This is a genomic window from Kribbella solani, assembly GCF_014205295.1.
In the GTDB taxonomy this organism is placed as follows: domain Bacteria; phylum Actinomycetota; class Actinomycetes; order Propionibacteriales; family Kribbellaceae; genus Kribbella; species Kribbella solani.
In genome coordinates this window covers 2,054,045-2,072,669 of sequence record NZ_JACHNF010000001.1, presented here as the reverse complement: position 1 = coordinate 2,072,669, position 18,625 = coordinate 2,054,045, and the positions used below count along the sequence as shown (strand labels likewise).

Annotated in this window: 17 protein-coding genes; 11 read left to right on the top strand and 6 right to left on the bottom strand. The window is 70.1% G+C overall.

All coding sequences use genetic code 11. The features are described 5' to 3' along the window. The first annotated feature begins 149 nt into the window (after positions 1–149). Positions 150–950, top strand: coding sequence for a hypothetical protein (locus HDA44_RS09235; RefSeq protein ID WP_184832950.1), 801 nt, complete (start codon positions 150–152; stop codon positions 948–950). Between the two features lie 375 nt (positions 951–1,325). Beyond that, on the top strand, positions 1,326–4,037 hold the full coding sequence (ppdK, locus tag HDA44_RS09230; RefSeq protein ID WP_184832949.1) for a pyruvate, phosphate dikinase: 2,712 nt from the start codon (positions 1,326–1,328) through the stop codon (positions 4,035–4,037). 15 nt (positions 4,038–4,052) lie between these two features. On the opposite strand, the gene HDA44_RS09225 is transcribed toward ppdK, so the two are convergent. From HDA44_RS09225 to HDA44_RS09220, 3 genes are read right to left on the bottom strand one after another with little or no spacing between them, the layout of a single operon-like run. Next, positions 4,053–4,541 carry a flavodoxin domain-containing protein gene (locus tag HDA44_RS09225; RefSeq protein ID WP_184832948.1) on the bottom strand — a complete coding sequence of 163 codons (489 nt, stop codon included), beginning with the start codon at positions 4,539–4,541 and terminating at the stop codon, positions 4,053–4,055. An 11-nt stretch (positions 4,542–4,552) separates the two neighbouring features. Further along, a complete protein-coding gene (locus tag HDA44_RS37955; protein WP_272956408.1) occupies positions 4,553–4,681 on the bottom strand; it encodes a hypothetical protein in 129 nt (42 codons plus the stop codon). Further along, on the bottom strand, positions 4,674–4,880 hold the full coding sequence (locus tag HDA44_RS09220) for a hypothetical protein (RefSeq protein WP_184832947.1): 207 nt from the start codon (positions 4,878–4,880) through the stop codon (positions 4,674–4,676). The genes HDA44_RS37955 and HDA44_RS09220 overlap by 8 nt, the downstream gene beginning before the upstream one ends. A gap of 238 nt (positions 4,881–5,118) precedes the next feature. Here HDA44_RS09220 and HDA44_RS09215 point away from each other — a divergent pair, with 238 nt between their 5' ends. Next, the gene (locus tag HDA44_RS09215) at positions 5,119–7,065 is read left to right on the top strand and encodes a heparinase II/III domain-containing protein (protein WP_184832945.1); all 1,947 of its coding nucleotides are present in this window, start codon (positions 5,119–5,121) and stop codon (positions 7,063–7,065) included. Here HDA44_RS09215 and HDA44_RS09210 read toward each other — a convergent pair. Genes HDA44_RS09210 through HDA44_RS09200 form a run of 3 tightly spaced genes read right to left on the bottom strand, consistent with a single transcriptional unit; the run spans position 7,016 to position 10,283 of the window. Beyond that, entirely contained in the window at positions 7,016–9,580 is a 2,565-nt protein-coding gene (locus HDA44_RS09210; protein ID WP_184832943.1) for a cation-translocating P-type ATPase, read from the bottom strand. The two genes, HDA44_RS09215 and HDA44_RS09210, sit on opposite strands and share 50 nt — an antisense overlap. After that, entirely contained in the window at positions 9,577–9,948 is a 372-nt protein-coding gene (locus HDA44_RS09205) for a hypothetical protein (RefSeq protein WP_184832941.1), read from the bottom strand. Before HDA44_RS09205 ends, HDA44_RS09210 begins: the two co-directional genes overlap by 4 nt. Before the next feature lie 5 nt (positions 9,949–9,953). Continuing rightward, positions 9,954–10,283, bottom strand: coding sequence for a hypothetical protein (locus HDA44_RS09200; protein WP_184832938.1), 330 nt, complete (start codon positions 10,281–10,283; stop codon positions 9,954–9,956). Between the two features lie 204 nt (positions 10,284–10,487). On the opposite strand from HDA44_RS09200, the gene HDA44_RS09195 reads away from it, so the two are divergent. The 8 genes from HDA44_RS09195 to HDA44_RS09160 all read left to right on the top strand — a co-directional run bounded on the left by HDA44_RS09195 (position 10,488) and on the right by HDA44_RS09160 (position 18,620). Next, positions 10,488–11,429: an Acg family FMN-binding oxidoreductase gene (locus HDA44_RS09195; RefSeq protein WP_184832937.1), complete on the top strand. Its 942-nt coding sequence runs from the start codon at positions 10,488–10,490 to the stop codon at positions 11,427–11,429. 92 nt (positions 11,430–11,521) lie between these two features. Beyond that, a complete protein-coding gene (locus HDA44_RS09190) occupies positions 11,522–12,304 on the top strand; it encodes a DUF4389 domain-containing protein (protein WP_184832935.1) in 783 nt (260 codons plus the stop codon). After that, complete coding sequence (gene gap, locus HDA44_RS09185) at positions 12,301–13,308, top strand: type I glyceraldehyde-3-phosphate dehydrogenase (RefSeq protein WP_184832934.1); 1,008 nt, start codon at positions 12,301–12,303, stop codon at positions 13,306–13,308. The genes HDA44_RS09190 and gap overlap by 4 nt, the downstream gene beginning before the upstream one ends. A 12-nt stretch (positions 13,309–13,320) precedes the next feature. Further along, positions 13,321–14,307: a PEP/pyruvate-binding domain-containing protein gene (locus HDA44_RS09180; protein ID WP_184832933.1), complete on the top strand. Its 987-nt coding sequence runs from the start codon at positions 13,321–13,323 to the stop codon at positions 14,305–14,307. 5 nt (positions 14,308–14,312) lie between these two features. Beyond that, complete coding sequence (locus HDA44_RS09175) at positions 14,313–14,876, top strand: 2-oxoacid:acceptor oxidoreductase family protein (protein ID WP_184832932.1); 564 nt, start codon at positions 14,313–14,315, stop codon at positions 14,874–14,876. Further along, positions 14,860–16,020, top strand: coding sequence for a transketolase C-terminal domain-containing protein (locus HDA44_RS09170; RefSeq protein WP_184832931.1), 1,161 nt, complete (start codon positions 14,860–14,862; stop codon positions 16,018–16,020). Before HDA44_RS09175 ends, HDA44_RS09170 begins: the two co-directional genes overlap by 17 nt. Positions 16,021–16,022: 2 nt before the next feature. Beyond that, positions 16,023–16,988 (top strand): thiamine pyrophosphate-dependent enzyme, encoded by a 966-nt coding sequence (locus HDA44_RS09165; protein ID WP_184832930.1) that lies wholly within the window; start codon positions 16,023–16,025, stop codon positions 16,986–16,988. Then, positions 16,989–18,620, top strand: coding sequence for an NAD(P)-binding protein (locus HDA44_RS09160; RefSeq protein WP_184832929.1), 1,632 nt, complete (start codon positions 16,989–16,991; stop codon positions 18,618–18,620). Positions 18,621–18,625 lie beyond the last annotated feature (5 nt).

The following is an 18,625-nucleotide window of genomic DNA, read 5'->3' as shown; positions in this document are numbered from 1 at the left end:
TTGACGCGATGGGAGTAGGTGGTCCGGATCGTCAGCCCACCTCGCCCCGCCGTTCCAGTCAACGAACAGCTGAGGCTCGCCATCTGCCAGTTGCACATCGCCCACAATCGCCCCCGTACATCGGGCGGCAGGGTTCTACGGAGATCCGGATGGGCACATCCGGGATCTGGGGAGGATTCTGTGCGCCGACATTTGATGGCCCTGTTCGTGACAGCAGGTTTGATCAGTACGGCAGCGGTACCCAGCTGCGCCGCAGCTGCGGCATCGCCGGCAGCGCCACCTGCAACAGCGTCGATATCAGCGTCGCCATCGGTTCAGCCAGGAGCCCCGAAGCCGCCGCAGCCAACGCCGTACAAGAGCGCGAAGCCGGGTTCCAGGGGCAAGCGCTCGATGGTCATACCGACGGCGGCTACGCCGGCTCCGACGTCGCGGACCTTGGCCGATTGCCAGGCGCTCGCCGCAAAGGTGCAGGCCGGCCGCGTGCAGGACCCGCCGAAGAACTGTGTCGCTCGGTCACCGCCAGCACCACAGCCGCCAACTGGACCATCCCGATCGACCTGAGAGTCGCCTCGTCCACCGCACCGATCGGCCGGCCCACCAGCACGACCGCGACCTTCGTCATCTGCCCGACAAACCGCGTCGCGTCGAACCTGTCGTACGGCGCCGTCACCGGCTCGTACTGGAACATCCCGGCGACTGTGTCGTTCAATCGGGCGGTGGTGCCGGAGTTCGTCAACCACGTTTCCCGCGCGACTTTGTCCGGTCTGCCCGGCCTTGCCAGTACCGGTACCTATCTGCATCGACTGACCGATCCTGCGCTGAACAAGAAGAACGGTGACACTGCAGCTGGCCCGGGTGTCAAATGCCCGACCCGGCGGGCTGCGGGCCGAGTGGTTTCAGCCGCTGCTTCATCAACAGAACCCAGAACCAGTCCGCCGGGGGCACCTTGATCGGCTTCTACCGCAGTCAGCGCGTGCTCGCTCACGACCCCTTCCAGATAGACTTCACCGGGTGACGGAGCCGCGGCTGAGCCTGCAAATCGAAGCCGGTTATCACCAGTTTTGCCTGTTCGCATCACCCAGGAACCACCGGCAGCGACGGGCTCTAGGTCACCCGAGCACTGGACCTACTGTCGCTGCACAAGGGGTGGCGCCAGCGCCTGGTAATCGCCCGCGCCATCTCTGGTATGCGCATCAGGTGACGTGACCGGCTGCGGTCCCGTCGTCCGATTGGGGCCAGTTGGTGGTGGGCCCGGTGTGGGTGGGACTTCCGGCCCTGTTGGTGGCCGGGCGGGCTCGTGAGGCTGGGAGGCGGAGGTGCGACTGATGACGACATTGCCGACCGGCCGCTTCGTGTTCGACTTCGCCGAAGGCAGCATGGACGAGCAGGATCTGCTGGGGGGAAAGGGCGCCAACCTCGCGGAGATGACCCGGCTCGGGTTGCCGGTTCCGCCGGGATTCACGATCGCCACCACGGCCTGCCGGGCGTACCTGGAGACCGGCGATCTGCCGGCCGGGGTGAGTACGGAGATCTCGGCGCACCTGGCCCGGCTGGAAGAGGTGATGTGCCGGCGGTTGGGCGATCCGGCCGACCCGCTGCTGATCTCGGTACGCTCCGGCGCCAAGTTCTCGATGCCCGGGATGATGGAGACGATCCTCGACATCGGGCTGACCGACGAGTCGGTGCACGGGCTTGCGAAGCGCTCGGGTGACGAGCATTTCGCCTGGGACTCGTACCGGCGGTTGCTGCAGATGTACGCGCGCACGGTTCTCGACGTCCCGGACGAGGTGCTCCGGACCGCGGTGTCCGCGGAGTACGCCGAGTGGGGTGCCGGAACCCCGGAGGAACTGCCCGCCGCTGCCATCGAACGGGCCTGCGCGGAACTGCAGCGGGCGATCGCCGGCCATGCCGGTCGGCCGTTTCCGCAGGACCCGCGCGAACAGCTGGACCTGGCGGTCCGCGCCGTCTTTCGGTCGTGGTCGACTCCGCGCGCCCAGCTGTACCGGCGCCAGGAGCACATTCCCGGCGACCTCGGCACCGCCGTCAACGTGATGGCGATGGTCTTCGGCAATCGTGGCGCGGACAGCGGAACGGGGGTCGCGTTCACCCGGGATCCCGCCTCGGGCGCGCCTGGTAGCTACGGTGACTACCTTCAGGACGCGCAGGGCGAGGACGTGGTCGCCGGGGTCCGCAACACGGTCCCACTGGCCGAGCTGGCCACGATCGATCCGGTCAGCCACGCCGGCCTGATGGCCGCGATGTCCACGTTGGAGCAGCACTATCGCGACCTGTGCGACATCGAGTTCACCGTCGAACGTGGCCGGTTGTGGATCCTCCAGACGCGGGTCGGCAAACGTACCGCCGAAGCGGCGTTCCGGATCGCCGTCCAACTGGTCGACGAGGGCCTGATCACCCTGGATGAGGCGCTGCTGCGCGTCACCGGCGGTCAGCTCGGCCAGTTGATGTTTCCGCGCTTCCGCGCCGGGCACGGCGTACCGGCGCTGGCCCGTGGCGTCGGCGCCTCGCCGGGTGCCGCGGTCGGCGTCGCGGCGTTCGACTCGGCGGCGGCGAAACGGTTCGCCGCCGCCGGCCGGCAGGTGGTGCTGGTCCGCCGCGAGACCAACCCCGACGACCTGCCGGGCATGCTGGCAGCGGGCGGCATCCTGACCACCCGCGGTGGGAAGACGTCGCACGCCGCGGTCGTGGCCCGCGGTCTCGGCAAGGCTTGTGTCTGCGGTGTGGAAAGCCTGGCGGTGGACCCGCTGGCACGCCGGGCCGTCACCGCGGAGAACGTGGTGATCGAGGAAGGCGACCTACTCTCACTGGACGGTACGACGGGTGTCGTGCACCGGGGCGAGGTTCCGGTCGTACCGTCACCGATCGTCGAGTACTTCGAGGGCCGGCTCGAACTCGCCGCGGCCGACGACCTGGTCCGCGCGGTCGACCGGCTGCTGCGGCACGCGGACTCCTGCCGCAAGCTCGGCGTGCACGCGAACGCGGACACCCCCGCGGACTCCGCCCGGGCCCGCCGGTTCGGTGCCGAAGGCATCGGGTTGTGCCGGACCGAGCACATGTTCCTCGGTGCGCGGCGGAAGCTGGTCGAGCGGCTGGTCCTTGCCGGGACGGCGACCGAGCAGCAGTCCGTCCTCGACGACCTGCTGCAGCTGCAGCGCGCGGACTTCATCGAGATCTTCCGCTCGATGGGCGGCTTGCCGGTCACGGTGCGGCTGATCGATCCGCCGTTGCACGAGTTCCTGCCGGACCTCACCGACCTGTCCGTCCGGGCGGCCGTCGGCCGGGCCACCACCGCTCCCGATCTGGAGGCGGAAGGTCTGCTGGCCGCGGTCCGGCGGCTGCACGAGAGCAACCCGATGCTAGGGCTGCGAGGCGTACGGCTGGGGATCGCCGTTCCGGGATTGTTCGCCATGCAGACCAGGGCGATCGCGGAGGCGACGGCGATCGTCGCGGCGGAAGGTACGACGGTGCGGCCGGAAATCATGGTCCCGTTGATCGCGGGCGACGCGGAGCTGCGTCTCGTACGGCAGGAGATCGAGGCCGTCCTGGCCGAAGTGCGGAGCCGGACCGGTTGCCAGATCCCGACTCGCGTCGGGGCGATGATCGAAGTACCAAGGGCGGCGCTGGGTGCCGGCCGGATCGCCCGGCACGCGGACTTCTTCTCGTTCGGCACCAACGATCTGACCCAGCTGACCTGGGCGTTCAGCCGGGACGACGTCGAAGCGTCGATCTTCCCGCGCTATCTCGACGCCGGGATCTTCGAGGTCTCGCCGTTCGAGTCGCTGGACGTCGAGGGCGTGGGGCGGCTGGTCCGGCTCGCGGTCGCCGAGGGACGCGACGCCAACCCCGGTCTGGTCGTCGGCGTCTGCGGTGAGCACGGCGGCGACCCGGCGTCGATCGAGTTCTTCGCCGCGGCCGGACTCGACTACGTTTCGTGCTCCCCGTTCCGGATTCCGATCGCCCGGCTCACGGCCGGGCGGGTCGCGGTGGCTTCCAGTTCGGCCGGAAGCGACACGCGGTGACGAGCGGCGGCGTGGTCAGTCGGCCGGGGGCGTCTCGAGGGCGGTGGCGATGTGGTGAGACCAGGCGCGGACGTCCTGCCAGTCCCTGGAGTCGCCGACGAGGCGTTCGAGGTCCGCGTGATGCAGGACCGCGTCGGGCTGCAGGTCGCCGGCGAAGGTCTTGACCGGGGGAGCGCCGATCTCGCGGGCCAGCCGGGCCACATCGGCCGGTACGGGCTGGTCCGGCCGGCTGCCCGTTCCAATCGGACCGGAGTGGAACAGCCACACCCGCCGGGTACGGAGCTGACGCTCGTGCCTCCGGAGGAACCGGACCGCCTCGGGCAGCCAGCGACCTTGATAGATCGCACTGCCGAGGATGACGGCGTCGTACGGCGTGACGGCCTGGACCGCGCCGAGTTCGTGCACGTCGACCGTGAATCCGGCGGCGCGGAGCTCGACGCCGATGGCCGCGGCGATGCTCGCGGTCGCGCCCATCTTGGTCGCGTAGGTGATCAGAACGGTCATCGGATGCTCCTCTACGGGTTGAGCAGGCGGACGACGGTCAGGGCGGCGAAGATGCCGACCACGGCCAGCCCGACGACAAGGATCGCGACGCGTACCAGGCCGCTCCACCACGGGAGGTCGTCGGGCTTGCGCTCATGCATCAGGGTTCCCGTGGTCCTCGCGGGCCTCTCCGGGCCCGGGTTCGCTCGGCGGCTGCTCGGTGCGGTGCCGCTCTCGGTACAGCTCGACACCGAGGTGGCGGATCACCGCCTGGGCCGGGCCGGACGAACCGGTGGCCCGGCGGCCCGCGGAAGTACGGCGGGCGTCGCGCTGGATGCGGGCCTTCTCGATCTCACTCATGGCCGTTTCCCTTCTCGCAGTACCAGCACACGCCGGATCCCGGCCGCCGGGCAGGGCAGAAGTTCCCGGCCGTGGTGGACCGGATGACCCTGGCTCACAGCCGGACGGCCGCGAGGAGCGCGCCCATCGCTAACCGGCCTGGTCCGGTGAGGACTTTGGGCTCTGGAGAGCGCCGCTGATCAGTCTGACCCTCGATTGAACCGCGGCCGTCCGGCGGCGGTGGGGGAGGGGAAGACTGATGAGGTTCAACCGAACGGCAGGGGCGGTCCTGGGGATCGCCGGGCTGGTGCTGGGGGCGGGAACCGCGGCCGGCGCAACTCCGGTGTCCACACCGGGCATCGCGATCGCGCCCGCACCGGCCGGCCCGGGTGACGCGCAGTTCGTGCCCGGCGCGAGCAACGTCGTTCCCGCGACGGCCGCGCCGGCGACCGACATCGGCAAGGTCAGGCTGCGGACCGCGGCCGCACCGTTCTACGCGTGCCCGGGGTTCAGCGGGCTGGACGCCCAGAACCCGCTGGCGAACCTGTACGCCGACAAGTTCACCTGGGCGCCGTACGCGCCGTACCGGGTCGGCAACGGTGGCGGGAACATCAACTGGTCACTGAATCCGTACAAGAACGCGAGCTGGTATATGTGGTTCCACTCGCTGCGCTGGCTGGGACAGGGGATCATTGCCGCCGGCAAGGGTGATCTGACCGCGTTGACCCGGGTGAACACGATCGCATACGACTGGTACCGCGACAACCCGTACTCGTGGAAGGCGAACGTCGGCGCCTGGGAGTCCACCATGCACCGGACCAATGTCCTGATTTGCCTGCGCCAGGCGATCCTGTCCGGGCTGCAGGTCACCACGCTGCCGACGCGGTACGCCTGGCTCGACACGGCGCTGCTCAGCCATGCGCGGTTCCTGACGAACTACTGGAGCGGCGCGTGGAACCACGGCACCGACGAGAGCATCGCGCTGTTCGGCGTGGGCGTGACACTCAACCGCGCCGACTACAAGAACCTCGCGGTGCAGCGGCTGGCCGCCGGGATCACCACGTCGATCGACGCGCAAGGCTCGACGAACGAACAGTCGGCCGGGTACGCCGCCTTCAACTACTCGCTCTGGGGCCGTGCGATCACGGTGCTGCGGAACGGCGGTGTCGATCCCGGGACGACCATCTCGGCGCGCCGGGATCTGCTGGCCAAGTGGTTGACGCTGGCAACGAACTCGCTGGGCAAGCTGCCGCAGATCGGTGACACCGAACTGCAGGCGACCTACCCGTACGCGGGCACGCCGATGGAGTACGCCGGGTCGCTCGGCAGCCGAGGTACGGTCCCGCCGTGGCGCGTCGGCGTCTACTCGAACGGCTACGTGTTCGGCCGTACGGGATGGGGGACCGACCCGGCGCGGGGGTTCGGGGACGAGTCGGCGTACAGCATCAGGTTCGGGTCGGCGCGGGCGTTCCACGGGCACAGCGACCACACCGGCATCACGTACACCGCCCGCGGGCGGGACATCATCATCAACGGTGGGTACGCCGCGTACAACGCCGGTGCCTGGCGGGCCTGGACCGTGAGCCCGAGCGCCCAGAGCATGCTGACGACGCCGATGTCGACCGATCTGAATCCGGTGACGAAACTGACCGCGTACGCGGTGAAGGCGAACGCGGAGTCGTACCAGTTCAGTGACGTACCGGGAACGGGGATCAGCCGGGTACGGCGTGTGCTGGTGCTGAAGGACCCCGACCTGATCGTCACCTGGGACACCGCCTCGGCAAGAACCGCGCAGGCGTTCCAGACGCTGTGGCACCTTCCGGCGGATCAGCGCGCGACGGTGTACTCCCGAACGACCGCGACCGCGATGGCCCCTGGCGACAGCACACGGACGGTGCTCTTCCAGGTGCCGTTCAAGCAGGCGTTGCCGGCCGGTGCGACGTTGGTGAAACAGGGGCAGAGCAGTCCGATCCAGGGCTGGACGTACCCGACCAGCTACGTCCGCAAGTCCGCACCGACGGTCATGATGGCCAGGTCCGGCAAGAGCGCGTCGATCCTGTCGTTCGTCGTACCGGTCCGCGCGACCGGAGGAGTCACCTACAGCACCCGCTGGTCCGGCACGACGTTCGTCGTCTCGCTGAATGTGGGCGGCAAGGTCACCGCGATCGCCGTGTCCGGCGGCGGCTCGCTGTACCGCGCCGGCTGAACCGGCCGAGTGCGGTGACCAGACCCGGCACCGAGGCGAGGACCAGCGCGTACCCGGCCTCGGTGCCGGTTACTGGTTGCAGGTCGAGCAGGTTCCGCAACGGGCCGAACGCCAGCGGCAGCAGCTGGGCGACGAGCGCTCCGGCGATGGCGAGATCGAGGAAGCGCAGCCGTCGGCCACCGGGTGGACTCGGCCGGCGCAGTGCCAGCGCGACCCCGAGCTGGGCCAGCCCGAGAACGAGATAGGTCATCGGCTGCCAGGCGGCGCCGGTGCTTCGGGCCCAGAGGGCGGCGGTCAGGGTCACGGCGGTGATCAGGGTTCCGGTTCCGGCGATTCGTTGCCAAAGGCCCGCACCGAGGATCTGTTCCTGGGGTGAACGGGGTGGCTGCCGCATCGTCCGGGGATCGGCGGGTTCGGCGCCGATGGCGACGCCGGGCAGGCCGTGGGTGAGCATGTTGATCCAGAGGATCTGGCCGGGCAGCAGTGGGACGGCGAAACCCAGCAACGGCCCGATCAGCATCACCAGGATCTCGGCGAGGCCGCCGCTCAGCGCGTAGCGGAGGAAGGTGCGGATGTTGGCGTAGATCCGCCGGCCTTCTTCGATCGCGGCTTCCACCGTGCCGAGGTCGTCGTTGGTAAGGACCAGGTCGGCGGCCTGGCGGGCGACCTCGGTCCCGCCTTTGCCCATCGCCACGCCGATGTCGGCGCGCCGGAGCGCGGGCGCGTCGTTGACGCCGTCGCCGGTCATCGCGACGACGTGCCCGGCCGCTTGCCACGCGCGGACGATGCCGAGCTTCTGTTCCGGGCGGATGCGGGCGAAGACGCGGCCGGTGGCCGGGTCCTGGCCGGCGTCGAGGTCGGCGCCGGTGACGACGCCGCCGTCGTGGACGCCGATCCGGTTCGCTACGGCGAGTGCGGTGCCGGGCGCGTCGCCGGTGATCAGGAGCAGGTCGATACCGGCGCGGCCGAACGTGGCGACGACCTCGGCGGCGTTGGGCCGTACGGGGTCGGTGATCGCGACCAGACCGGCCAGGCGCAGGCCGTCCTCGGTACGGGGCGTACCGGGCGCGAGCAGCTTGTCGGCGACGGCGAGGACGCGGTACCCGGCCGCCGACAGTTCGGCGGCGACCGCCTGCGCCCGATCGACGTCGCCGTCCGGCGTGACGACGGACGTGAGCATCACTTCGGGCGCGCCCTTCCCGATCACGAGCAGGTCGTCCCGGCCGGGTTGTTCGTGGAAGCTGGTCATCCGTTTGCGGGTGCTGTCGAAGGGCAGCTCGTGCGTCCGTGGGTACGCGGCCCGGAGCTCTTCGGGCGCGACGGCGCCGCGGTGCGCCAGGGTGAGCAGGGCGGCCTCGGTCGGGTCACCGATCGGCCGCCAGACCGGGTCGTCGGCAGTCGGCGGCCGCAGGCCGGCATCGTTGCACAGGGCAACATCACGGAGCAGCCGCCGGACGGCGGGCGAGGCGCTGTCCAGCCGCTCGACGGACGCCGGCAGAGTCGGCGCGAGGTGACCGGCGGGGTCGTAGCCCGGGCCGCTCGCCGACAGCGATCCGGCTTCGGTCCAGAGCTGCTCGGCCCGCATGATGCCTTCGGTCAGGGTGCCGGTCTTGTCGGTGGCGACGACGGTGACCGCGCCGAGGGTCTCGACGGCCGGCAGCGCGCGGACCAGCGCGGCGCGCTGTGCCATCCGGTGCGCGCCGATCGCGAGGGCGAGGGTGACGACCGCGGGCAGCGACTCGGGTACGGCGGCGACCGTGAGGCTGACGGCGGTGACGATCATGTTCGGCAGCGGCAGCCCGCGGATCAGGCCGGCGGCGGCGACGATCGCGGACAGGACGACCGCCGCGATGCTCAGCACCCGGCTGAGCCCGGTCAGCCGGCGCTGCAACGGCGTGGCGCGCGGGCGCTGACCGGACAGCAGCGCCGCGATCTTGCCGAGCGCGCTGTTCGGGCCGGTGCGGGTGACGACGGCGGAGCCGCGGCCCCGCGTCACGATCGTCCCGGCGTAGAGCTCGTCCGGCGTCTGCTTCTCGACCGGAACGGACTCGCCGGTGAGCGCGGATTCGTCGGCCTGCAACCGGACCGCGTCGAACAACCGCAGATCGGCGGGCACGATGTCACCCGCTTGCAGCAGCACCACGTCGTCCGGCACGACCTCGGCCGCCGGTACGACGGTGGCGCGGCCGTCGCGGCGTACGGTGGCCTGTGGCGCCGCCAAGCGGTTCAGCGCGGTGAGCGCGTGCTCCGCGCGGATCTCCTGTGCCACGCCGACGGTCGTGTTGAGGACGACGACGACCAGGATCACGGTCAGATCGGTGAAGTCGTGCAGACTCGCGGTCAGGACGGCGGCTCCGACGAGCAGCAGGATCATCGGATCCCGCAACTGCAGGAGGACGCGCCGCCACGGCGAGGGCGGACGGGGCGCGGGATTCGTGTTCGGCCCGTGTTCGGTGAGTGCGACCGCGGCCTGGCTCGTGGAGAGGCCGCGCGGCGCGGACTGCTGAACGGTCATCGGTGCAACTCCAGCTCGTGCCGCGTGCCGCTGCTGTCGAGCAGGTCGAGGGCGAACACGAGGATCAGGCAGAGCAGGAACGCCGCGAGCAGCAGTTCGGCCGCGCTCGTCTCGGCGAGTCCGACCGTCACGGCGTACAGCACGACGGCAACCACTGCTGCTCCGCCTTCGGCGCGTCCCAGCCGCCCTGGGCGGTGCCCGCCGCGAATCACCACGAAGGCGATCCCGCCGAGTATCAGGCCGACGGACGCCATCGCGCGGGCGGTGTGGATCATCGCGATCTCGCCGTACCCGAGGTAGCCGGAGTAGGTGGCGAGAACGGAGCCGAGCAGGATCAGGGCGACGACATCGCGACCACGCAGGCGCACCGCACTCACCTCCGGCCGGTGGTCTTCGGCCGCGGGAGCGACACCAGGGTCCAGCCCGCGGCGAACAGCACGACCAGCGTGACCCGGAGGCCTTCGGACCACCCACTGGTCCAGACCGCGGTGGCCAGTACCTGTGGGAAGAAGACGATCCAGACGAGGATCTCGGCCACGATCGGCAGATCACGGATCCAGGACGCGAGGCCGTCCAGCCGGCCGTTGTGCATCAGCACGAAGAATGCGATCCACAAGCCGGTCATCCAGACGAACCATCCGGTGGAGGACGGCGGCATCCGGCGTGCCTCGGTTGCTGGGCTTCCGGTCGACGGCTTGGACATGTTTGCTCCCTTCCGCACTTCAAGCATCGGTGCGCCGCCGGCTCCCCAGCAGGGCCGAAAGTCCATGCTGCTCCGGCACTCCTCCCCAAGGACGCCCCGGCTGTCGCGCGGATCACGGCAGTCACACCGTGGACGGGTCTTTCGGCCCTACGAGCGGAGTATGGACGGGCGTTCGCTCGAACCATCCAGTCGAGGGAGACGGTGATGGACAGAGACGCGCTTCTGCGGGCGGCGGTGCTGGCGCCGTCGATGCACAACACGCAACCGTGGCGGTTCCGGTTCGTGGGGGAGACGGTCGAGGTGTACCGGGACCGGACGCGGGAGTTGCCGGCCGAGGATCCGTCCCGGCGGATGCTGTTCGTGTCGCTCGGGGCGGCGATCTTCAACCTTCGGGTCGCGGCGGCCGCCCGCGGGTCCGGATCGGAAGTACGCCATCTGGTCGATCAGCAACGGCCGGACCTGGTCGCCGTCGTCGAACTGGGCGGGCCGCCGAGCGAATCGATGGCCGGGCTCGCCCCGTACCTGTCGCAGCGACGGACGAACCGGGAACCGTTCGCGGCCGAGCGGCTACCTGGTCAGGTCCGGGTGGAGCTCGACCTGTGCGCGCGCGTCGAAGGCGCCGTCCTGCAATGGCTCGACACCAAGTCCCGGCAGTGGTGGACCCGGATCGCGACGAACGAGGCAGCGGCCGCGGACGATGACGACGAGGCCCGGACGGCTGAGCGCCGGCAGTGGGTCGGCGGCGATCGGGCGTCCGACGGGGTGCCGTCCAGCGCGCTCGGTTCGCGAGTCGCGGGCGGCAATCCGGTCGTCCGTGAGCTCGCCGCGACGGTGGCCGACGAGGCGCGACCGGTGGCCGACTTCGAGCGGGAGCCGCAGTTGGCGGTGCTGGCGACCCGGTACGACGGCCCGATCGAGTGGCTCCGCGCCGGGCAGGCGCTGGAGCACGTCCTGCTCGAAGCCACCGCGCGCGGGGTCGCGACGTCGTTGCTGAACCAGGCGGTCGAGCACGAGGAGCTCCGTCCGCAGATCAGCGATCCGCTCGAACCGTGGCAGCGTCCACAGGCGGTGATCCGGTTCGGGTACGGCCCACCCGTACCGCCGACGCCGCGCCGCCCCATCGCGGAGGTCCTGATCCCCGACTGACCGTGCCCTGGCGCGACCAGGACCTTCGCCTCTGCTCCGGCGGCCCGGGCCGTTCGACGCTGGCTGGGACGGACGAGTGTCGGGAGGGCGTGATGAGTGTGGTGGCGTACCCGGTTCGGGTGGACGGAACACTCGAGGAACCGCTGAGCCGGTGGTTGTGGCTGGTCAAGTGGTTGCTGGCGATCCCGCACCTGCTGGTGCTGTTCCTGCTGTGGATCGCGTTCGCGGTACTGAGTGTGGTGGCGTTCTTCGCGATTCTGTTCACCGGGCACTATCCACGGCGGATCTTCGACTTCAACGTCGGGGTCCTGCGGTGGTGGTGGCGGGTGCAGTTCTATGCGTACGGCGCGCTGGGGACGGACAGGTACCCGCCGTTCACGCTGCGGGACGTGCCCTCGTACCCGGCGCATCTCGAGGTGAAGTACCCGGAACACCTGTCCCGCGGGCTGGTGCTGGTGAAGTGGTGGTTGCTGGCGATCCCGCACTACCTCGTGGTCGGCTTCTTCGTCGGCGCCGGCACGTCGTACGCCTCGCGGGCCGACGATCGCGCGTGGGGCTGGAGCGGCGGGCTCGTCGGACTGCTGGTCGTGGTGGCGGCGGTGGTGCTGCTGTTCACCGGGCGGTACCCGCGGCCGGTGTTCGACCTGGTCCTCGGGATGAACCGCTGGGCGCTGCGCGTCGCGGCGTACGCGGGTCTGATGGTCGATCAGTACCCGCCGTTCCGCCTGGACCTGGGCGGTGACGACCCGGGGACGACCGAACTCCACGAACCGCTTCTGCCCGCCGGACCAGGGACCTTCGGCCCTGCAAGCACCACCGATGCCACCGGTGGAATGAGTACGACGGAAGCCGGCGAGCAGAGGGATCGATCATGAGTGTGCGAGTGGGGATCAACGGGTTCGGGCGGATCGGGCGGGACTATCTGCGCTGCCTGCTCGAACGAGGAGCAGGTGACATCGAGGTGGTGGCGATCAACGATGTCGCGTCGCCGGCGACGCTCGCGCACCTGCTCCGGTACGACTCGACGTACGGGCCGTTGAAGGAATCGGTCGAGTACACGCCGAACGCGATCAAGGTGGCCGGAAGGATGATCCGCGCGACCGCGGAGCGTGACCCGGCGAAGCTCGACTGGAGCGCTGTCGGAGCCGAGATCGTGATCGAGTCGACCGGTAAGTTCCGCACTCGGGAGGCGGCCGGCGCGCATCTGGCCGCCGGGGCCCGCAAGGTGATCCTGTCGGTGCCGGGAAAGGACGTGGACGCGACCGTCGTCCTCGGCGTGAACGACGACGACTACGACCCGGTGGCCCATGACGTCATCTCGAACGCTTCGTGTACGACGAACTGCGTGGCGCCGATGGTGTCGGTGCTGCACAGCGCGTTCGGGATCGAGCACGGGCTGATGACGACGATCCACAGTTACACCAACGATCAGGTGCTGCTGGACTCGCCGCACAAGGACATCCGGCGGGGCCGGTCCGGCGCGGCCAACGTGATCCCGACCAGTACCGGAGCGGCCCGCGCGATCGGTCTGGTGATTCCGGAGCTGGCCGGGCGGATCGACGGCGTCGCGGTGCGGGTTCCGATCGAGGACGGATCGCTCACCGATCTGTCGGTGCAGCTGCACGAGGCCGTCACGGCCGAGATCGTGAACGAGGCGTTCGCGGACGCGGCCGCCGGCCCGCTGAAGGGGATCCTGCGGTACACGACCGATCCGATCGTGTCCCGCGACATCATCGGCGACCCGGCGTCGTGCATTTTCGACGCGTCGCTGACCCAGGTCCAGAACCATCTGGTCAAGGTGTTCGGCTGGTACGACAACGAGTGGGGCTACACGAGCCGCCTGGTCGACCTGACCGAGCTCGTCGCCGCCGCGCTGTAAGCAGGAGGAGACATGAGCGGCGAGTACGTTGTGCGGCTGAACGACGACGTGGACCCGGACGAGGCCAAGGCAGCGCTCGATCCGGCGCGGGTCGGCCTGAAGGTTGCCTGGCTGGCGGAGCTGGCGCAGCAGGGAGTCCGTGTCCCGGCGGGTTTCGCCGTCACCGCCTCGGCGTACCGCGAGTTCATCGTCGACTCCCGGCTGGGGCCCGTGATCGCGCAGGCGATCCGGAGGTTCCGGGCCGGGCGTGACCTGGTGGTGGCCGCGGCCGAGATCCGGACCGCGTTCCGCGACGCGTGGCTGCCGCCGGTGGTGGTGGACGAGATCGTCGCCGCGTACGCGGAGCTGGGCGGCGACGGCACGGACGTCGCCGTCCGGTGCAGCCCGCGGACGGCGGCCGAGGGTGTCCAGGACGAGGTGTTCCTGCACCTGACGACCGTGCAGGACGTGCTGGCTGCCTGCCGGCGGTGCTTCGCCTCGCTGTACGGAACCGTTGCGGTCGGCAACCGTGAGGCGCTGGGAGTGGACCAGCTCCGGGTCGCGATGCCGGTGGTCGTCCAGCCGATGGTGCGCTCCGGCCTCGGCGGGTCCGGTACGGCGCGCGGCGAGAGCACTTTCGTCCGCGTCCGCGCGTCGTGGGGGATCGGTTCGCACGCTGACTCGGACCTGTACTCGGTCCATCCCGGTGCCCGCCCGCTGGTCGTGCGGCACCGTGGCGCCAAGCTGACGAAGACCGTGTACGCCGACCCGCGCGGTACCCGCACGGTGCCGACGACACCGGCCGAACGCGCCGGCCTCGTACTCACCGACGAGGAGCTTCAAGAACTCGCCCGGTGGTCGGTCGTCGCCGACGAACACTTCCGGCACCCGATGACGCTCGAGTGGGCCAAGGACGGCCAGACCGGCAGTCTGTACGTCGTCGAGGTCCGGCCGGGCGTGGCAGCCGAGGTGACGATCCAGGACCGCGGCAGCTCGGTCCCCGAACCACAGTACGGGTGACACCGATGTTCGAGATCCGGTTCCACGGCCGCGGCGGTCAGGGCGTCGTGACGACGACCGAACTGCTGTCGGTCGCGGCGTTCGCCGAGGGCAGGCACGCGCAGGCGTTCCCGACGTTCGGATCGGAGCGGACTGGCGCGCCGGTGGTCGGGTTCTGCCGGATCGGCGATCACCCGATCCGCTCTCACGATCCGATCGCGGCACCGAACGCGCTGATCGTCCAGGACGCCACGCTGCTTCGTCTTCCCGGCGTCTTGACCGGGCTCGCGGCGGACGGGTATCTCCTCGTCAACTCCGCGCGGACGCCGGCGGAGTTGGGACTGGACCCCAGTGCCCGGGTGCTGACCGTCCCGGCGACGGAGCTTGCCTTGACACACCTCGGCCGCCCGCTGCCGGGTGCTGTGCTGCTGGGTGCCTTCGCGGCCTTCACCGGGCAGGTGAGGCTCGACTCGGTGCTGGCGGCGATCCGCGAGCGGTTCTCCGGTGCGGTTGCCGTCGGCAACATCACCGCAGCGCGCTCGGCGTACGGCCTGGCCCTCGAGGAGACCGCTCGTGCGCGCACAGATTGAAGGCTCACGCGCGGTCGCGCGGACGGTCGCGCGCTGCCGGCCCGAGGTAGTGTGCGCGTACCCGATCTCGCCGCAGACCCACATCGTCGAGGCACTCAGCGTGCTGGTCGCCGCCGGCACCCTGGCACCGTGCGAGTTCGTGAACGTGGAGTCGGAGTTCGGCGCGATGTCGGTCGCGATCGGCGCCTCGGCAGCCGGCGCCCGGGCGTACACGGCGACCGCCAGTCAGGGCCTGCTGTACATGGCCGAAGCGTTGTACAACGCCTCGGGGCTCGGCCTGCCGATCGTGATGACGGTCGCCAACCGCGCGATCGGTGCCCCGATCAACATCTGGAACGACCAGAGCGATTCGCTGTCGCAGCGTGACTCGGGCTGGATCCAGCTGTACGCGGAGAGCAACCAGGAGGCGGCCGACCTGCACGTGCAGGCGTTCCGGATCGCCGAGGAGCTGTCGCTGCCGGTGATGGTGTGCATGGACGGATTCGTCCTGACCCATGCGGTCGAGGGCATCGACGTACCGTCCCAGGAACAGGTCGACGCGTTCCTGCCGTCGTACCGGCCGCGGCAGCTGCTCGATCCGGACGCACCGATCACCATCGGCGCGATGGTCGGCCCGGACGCCTTCACGGAGGTCCGCTACCTGGCCCACGCGAAACACCTGAAGGCGCTCGAAGTGATCCCCCGGGTGGCCGGCGATTTCGCCCGTGAGTTCGCCCGCACCTCGGGCGGACTCGTTCGGCCGTACGGCTGCCAGGACGCGGAGATCGTGGTGATCGCGCTCGGCTCGGTGCTGGGCACGCTGAAGGACACCGTCGACGAGCTGCGCTCCGGCGGTGTGCGCGTCGGCGTACTCGGGCTGACGACGTTCCGGCCGTTCCCGTACGACGCCGTGCGGGCCGCGCTCCGGGACGCGCGCCACGTGATCGTGCTGGAGCGAGCCCTCGGGACCGGGATGGGTGGGATCGTCACCGCGGACGTCCGCGGGAGCGTTCCGGCCGCGCGGATCTCGACGGTGATCGCCGGCCTGGGCGGTCGCCCGATCACCAGGGCGGCGCTTCGCGAGCTGCTGACCGGAGCGGATCAGCTGGAGCCGCTGACCTTCCTGGACCTCAAGCGCGACGTCGTCGAGAGGGAGCTGACCTAGTCATGTCAGGACAACGGATCAAGTTCTACCAGACCGGCAGCTTCGCGGTCGGCAACCGGCTGCTGAAACCGGAGCAGCGGACCGTGCAGTCCGACGCCGGCCGGACGAACTCGCTGACGACGGGTCATCGTGCGTGTCAGGGCTGCGGCGAGGCGCTCGGTGCCCGCTACGTGCTGGATGCCGTGATGCGTGCCACCGGCAACCGTGCGGTCACGGTGAACGCGACCGGCTGCCTCGAGGTGTTCTCGACACCGTTCCCGGAATCGTCGTGGCGGGTGCCGTGGCTGCACTCGTTGTTCGGCAACGCTCCGGCCGTCGCCACCGGGGTCGCCGCGGCGCTGAAGGCGAAGGGCCGGACGGACGTTCGGGTGGTCGGCCAGGGCGGCGACGGTGGCACCGTCGACATCGGCCTGGCGTGCCTGTCCGGGATGTTCGAGCGCAACGACGACGTGCTGTACGTCTGCTACGACAACGGTGGCTATATGAACACCGGCGTCCAGCGGTCCGGCGCGACACCGCACGGTGCGGTGACGACCACGACCCCGGCCGGGAACTCGTTCGGGCAGGGTAAGAACCTGCCGTTGATCGCGATGGCGCACCGGATCCCGTACGTCGCCACCGCGACCGTCGCAGACCTACGCGACCTGGAGTACAAGGCGGCCCGGGCGATGGAGTTCCACGGCGCGCGGTACCTGCACGTCCTGGTGCCGTGCCCGCTGGGCTGGCGGACCGCCTCGGACAAGACCGTCTCCGTGGCCCGGATGGCCGTGGAGAGCGGGTTCTTCCCGGTCTTCGAGGCGATCGACGGCGAGGTGACGGAGGTGACGCCGATCCGCCGTCCGCGTCCGGTCGCCGACTACCTGAGCCTGCAAGGCCGCTTCGGCGAGACGCCTGCCGCGGACGTGGTCAGCAGACTCCAGGCAGAGGCAGATCGCAACATCCGCAGCTTCGGATTGGTGGTGGAGTAGATGCCCGAGGCAAGTAAGCGTCCGTACGCGATCACTCTTGACGTAGGTTCCAGCCGCGCGAACAAGACCGGTTCGTGGCGGACCGAGCGGCCCGTCTACCTGGACCGGATGCCGCCGTGCAACGACGCGTGCCCGGCGGGCGAGAACGTCCAGGAGTGGCTCGCGCGAGCCGAGGAAGGCGACTACGAGGCGGCCTGGCGGCAGATCATGGCCGACAATCCGTTCCCGGCGATCATGGGCCGGGTCTGCTACCGGCCCTGCGAGACCGCCTGTAACCGCGCGACCCTGGACCAGCCGGTCGGGATCAACTCGGTGGAGCGCTTCCTCGGCGACGAGGCGATCGAACAAGGCTGGTCGGTCGCCGTCGAGGCCGCGCCGAGCGGCAAGAGCGTACTGATCGTCGGCGCCGGTCCGTCCGGACTGTCGGCGGCGTACCACCTGGCGCTCCGCGGGCATCGGGTGACGGTGCGGGACGACGCGCCGCGGGCCGGCGGGATGATGCGGTACGGCATCCCGTCGTACCGGCTGCCGCGGGATGTGGTCGAGGCCGAGATCCAGCGCATCGCCGGTCTCGGCGTGCGGCTGGAACTCGAGACACCGGTGACGTCCCTGGACGACGCACTCGCCGAGTTCGACGCGGTGTTTCTCGCGGTCGGCGCGCACGTCGGCCGCCGCGCGGACATCCCGGCCGGTGACTCGGCGCGGATCATCGACGCGGTGTCGCTGCTCGCCGGCCTGGAGAAGGGCGAGCAGCCGCTGCTCGGGCGCCGGGTCGCGGTGTACGGCGGCGGCAACACCGCGATGGATGTCGCGCGGACCGCTCGGCGGCTCGGCGCGGCGGACGCGGTCGTGGTCTATCGCCGTACCAGGGAACGGATGCCGGCCCACGACATCGAGGTCCGTGAAGCAGCCGACGAGGGCGTCCGGATGCGATGGCTGTCGACCGTGGTGTATGCCGGAACCGACCGGATCCGGATCGAGAAGATGCGGCTCGACGAGACCGGGTTCCCGCAACCCACCGGCGAGTTCGAGGACCTCGACGCCGACTCGCTGGTGCTCGCGCTCGGGCAGCAAGCGGATCTCGCGCTGGTGCGGGACCTGCCGGACGTGGCGGTTGCCGACGGGGTGGTGCAGGTCGACGGGCGGATGATGACCGGCCGGGCCGGGCTGTTCGCCGGCGGCGACATGGTTCCGGGCGAGCGCACCGTCACGGTCGCCGTCGGGCACGGCAAGCAGGCCGCGCGGAACATCGACGCCTGGCTGAGCGGAGCGGTCTACGAACACCCGGACCGGCCGGAACCCGCGTCGTACGACCGCCTCAACACCTGGTACTACGCGGATGCGCCGGCGACGCTCCGGCCACAGCTGGATCTCGCTCGGAGGATCACGACCTTCGACGAGGTGACCGGCGGGCTGACCGCGGAGAACGCGCTGTTCGAGGCCCGCCGGTGCATGTCCTGCGGCAACTGCCTGGAGTGCGACAACTGCTTCGGCGTCTGCCCCGACAACGCCGTCATCAAGCTCGGCCCCGGCAACGGGTACGAGATCGACCTGGACTTCTGCAAAGGCTGCGGTCTCTGCGCCGCCGAGTGCCCCAGCGGAGCCATCACGATGATCCGTGAACGCTCCTGATCGCT

Coding starts and splice junctions, on each gene's coding strand:
- HDA44_RS09175 (WP_184832932.1), top strand. CDS start 14,313: ATGTTCGAGATCCGGTTCCACGGCCGCGGCGGTCAGGGCGTCGTGACG.
- HDA44_RS09190 (WP_184832935.1), top strand. CDS start 11,522: ATGAGTGTGGTGGCGTACCCGGTTCGGGTGGACGGAACACTCGAGGAA.
- HDA44_RS09210 (WP_184832943.1), bottom strand. CDS start 9,580: ATGACCGTTCAGCAGTCCGCGCCGCGCGGCCTCTCCACGAGCCAGGCC.
- HDA44_RS09160 (WP_184832929.1), top strand. CDS start 16,989: ATGCCCGAGGCAAGTAAGCGTCCGTACGCGATCACTCTTGACGTAGGT.
- HDA44_RS09220 (WP_184832947.1), bottom strand. CDS start 4,880: ATGAGTGAGATCGAGAAGGCCCGCATCCAGCGCGACGCCCGCCGTACT.
- HDA44_RS09195 (WP_184832937.1), top strand. CDS start 10,488: ATGGACAGAGACGCGCTTCTGCGGGCGGCGGTGCTGGCGCCGTCGATG.
- HDA44_RS09180 (WP_184832933.1), top strand. CDS start 13,321: ATGAGCGGCGAGTACGTTGTGCGGCTGAACGACGACGTGGACCCGGAC.
- HDA44_RS09165 (WP_184832930.1), top strand. CDS start 16,023: ATGTCAGGACAACGGATCAAGTTCTACCAGACCGGCAGCTTCGCGGTC.
- HDA44_RS37955 (WP_272956408.1), bottom strand. CDS start 4,681: ATGCATGAGCGCAAGCCCGACGACCTCCCGTGGTGGAGCGGCCTGGTA.
- ppdK (WP_184832949.1), top strand. CDS start 1,326: ATGACGACATTGCCGACCGGCCGCTTCGTGTTCGACTTCGCCGAAGGC.
- HDA44_RS09235 (WP_184832950.1), top strand. CDS start 150: ATGGGCACATCCGGGATCTGGGGAGGATTCTGTGCGCCGACATTTGAT.
- HDA44_RS09200 (WP_184832938.1), bottom strand. CDS start 10,283: ATGTCCAAGCCGTCGACCGGAAGCCCAGCAACCGAGGCACGCCGGATG.
- gap (WP_184832934.1), top strand. CDS start 12,301: ATGAGTGTGCGAGTGGGGATCAACGGGTTCGGGCGGATCGGGCGGGAC.
- HDA44_RS09225 (WP_184832948.1), bottom strand. CDS start 4,541: ATGACCGTTCTGATCACCTACGCGACCAAGATGGGCGCGACCGCGAGC.
- HDA44_RS09215 (WP_184832945.1), top strand. CDS start 5,119: ATGAGGTTCAACCGAACGGCAGGGGCGGTCCTGGGGATCGCCGGGCTG.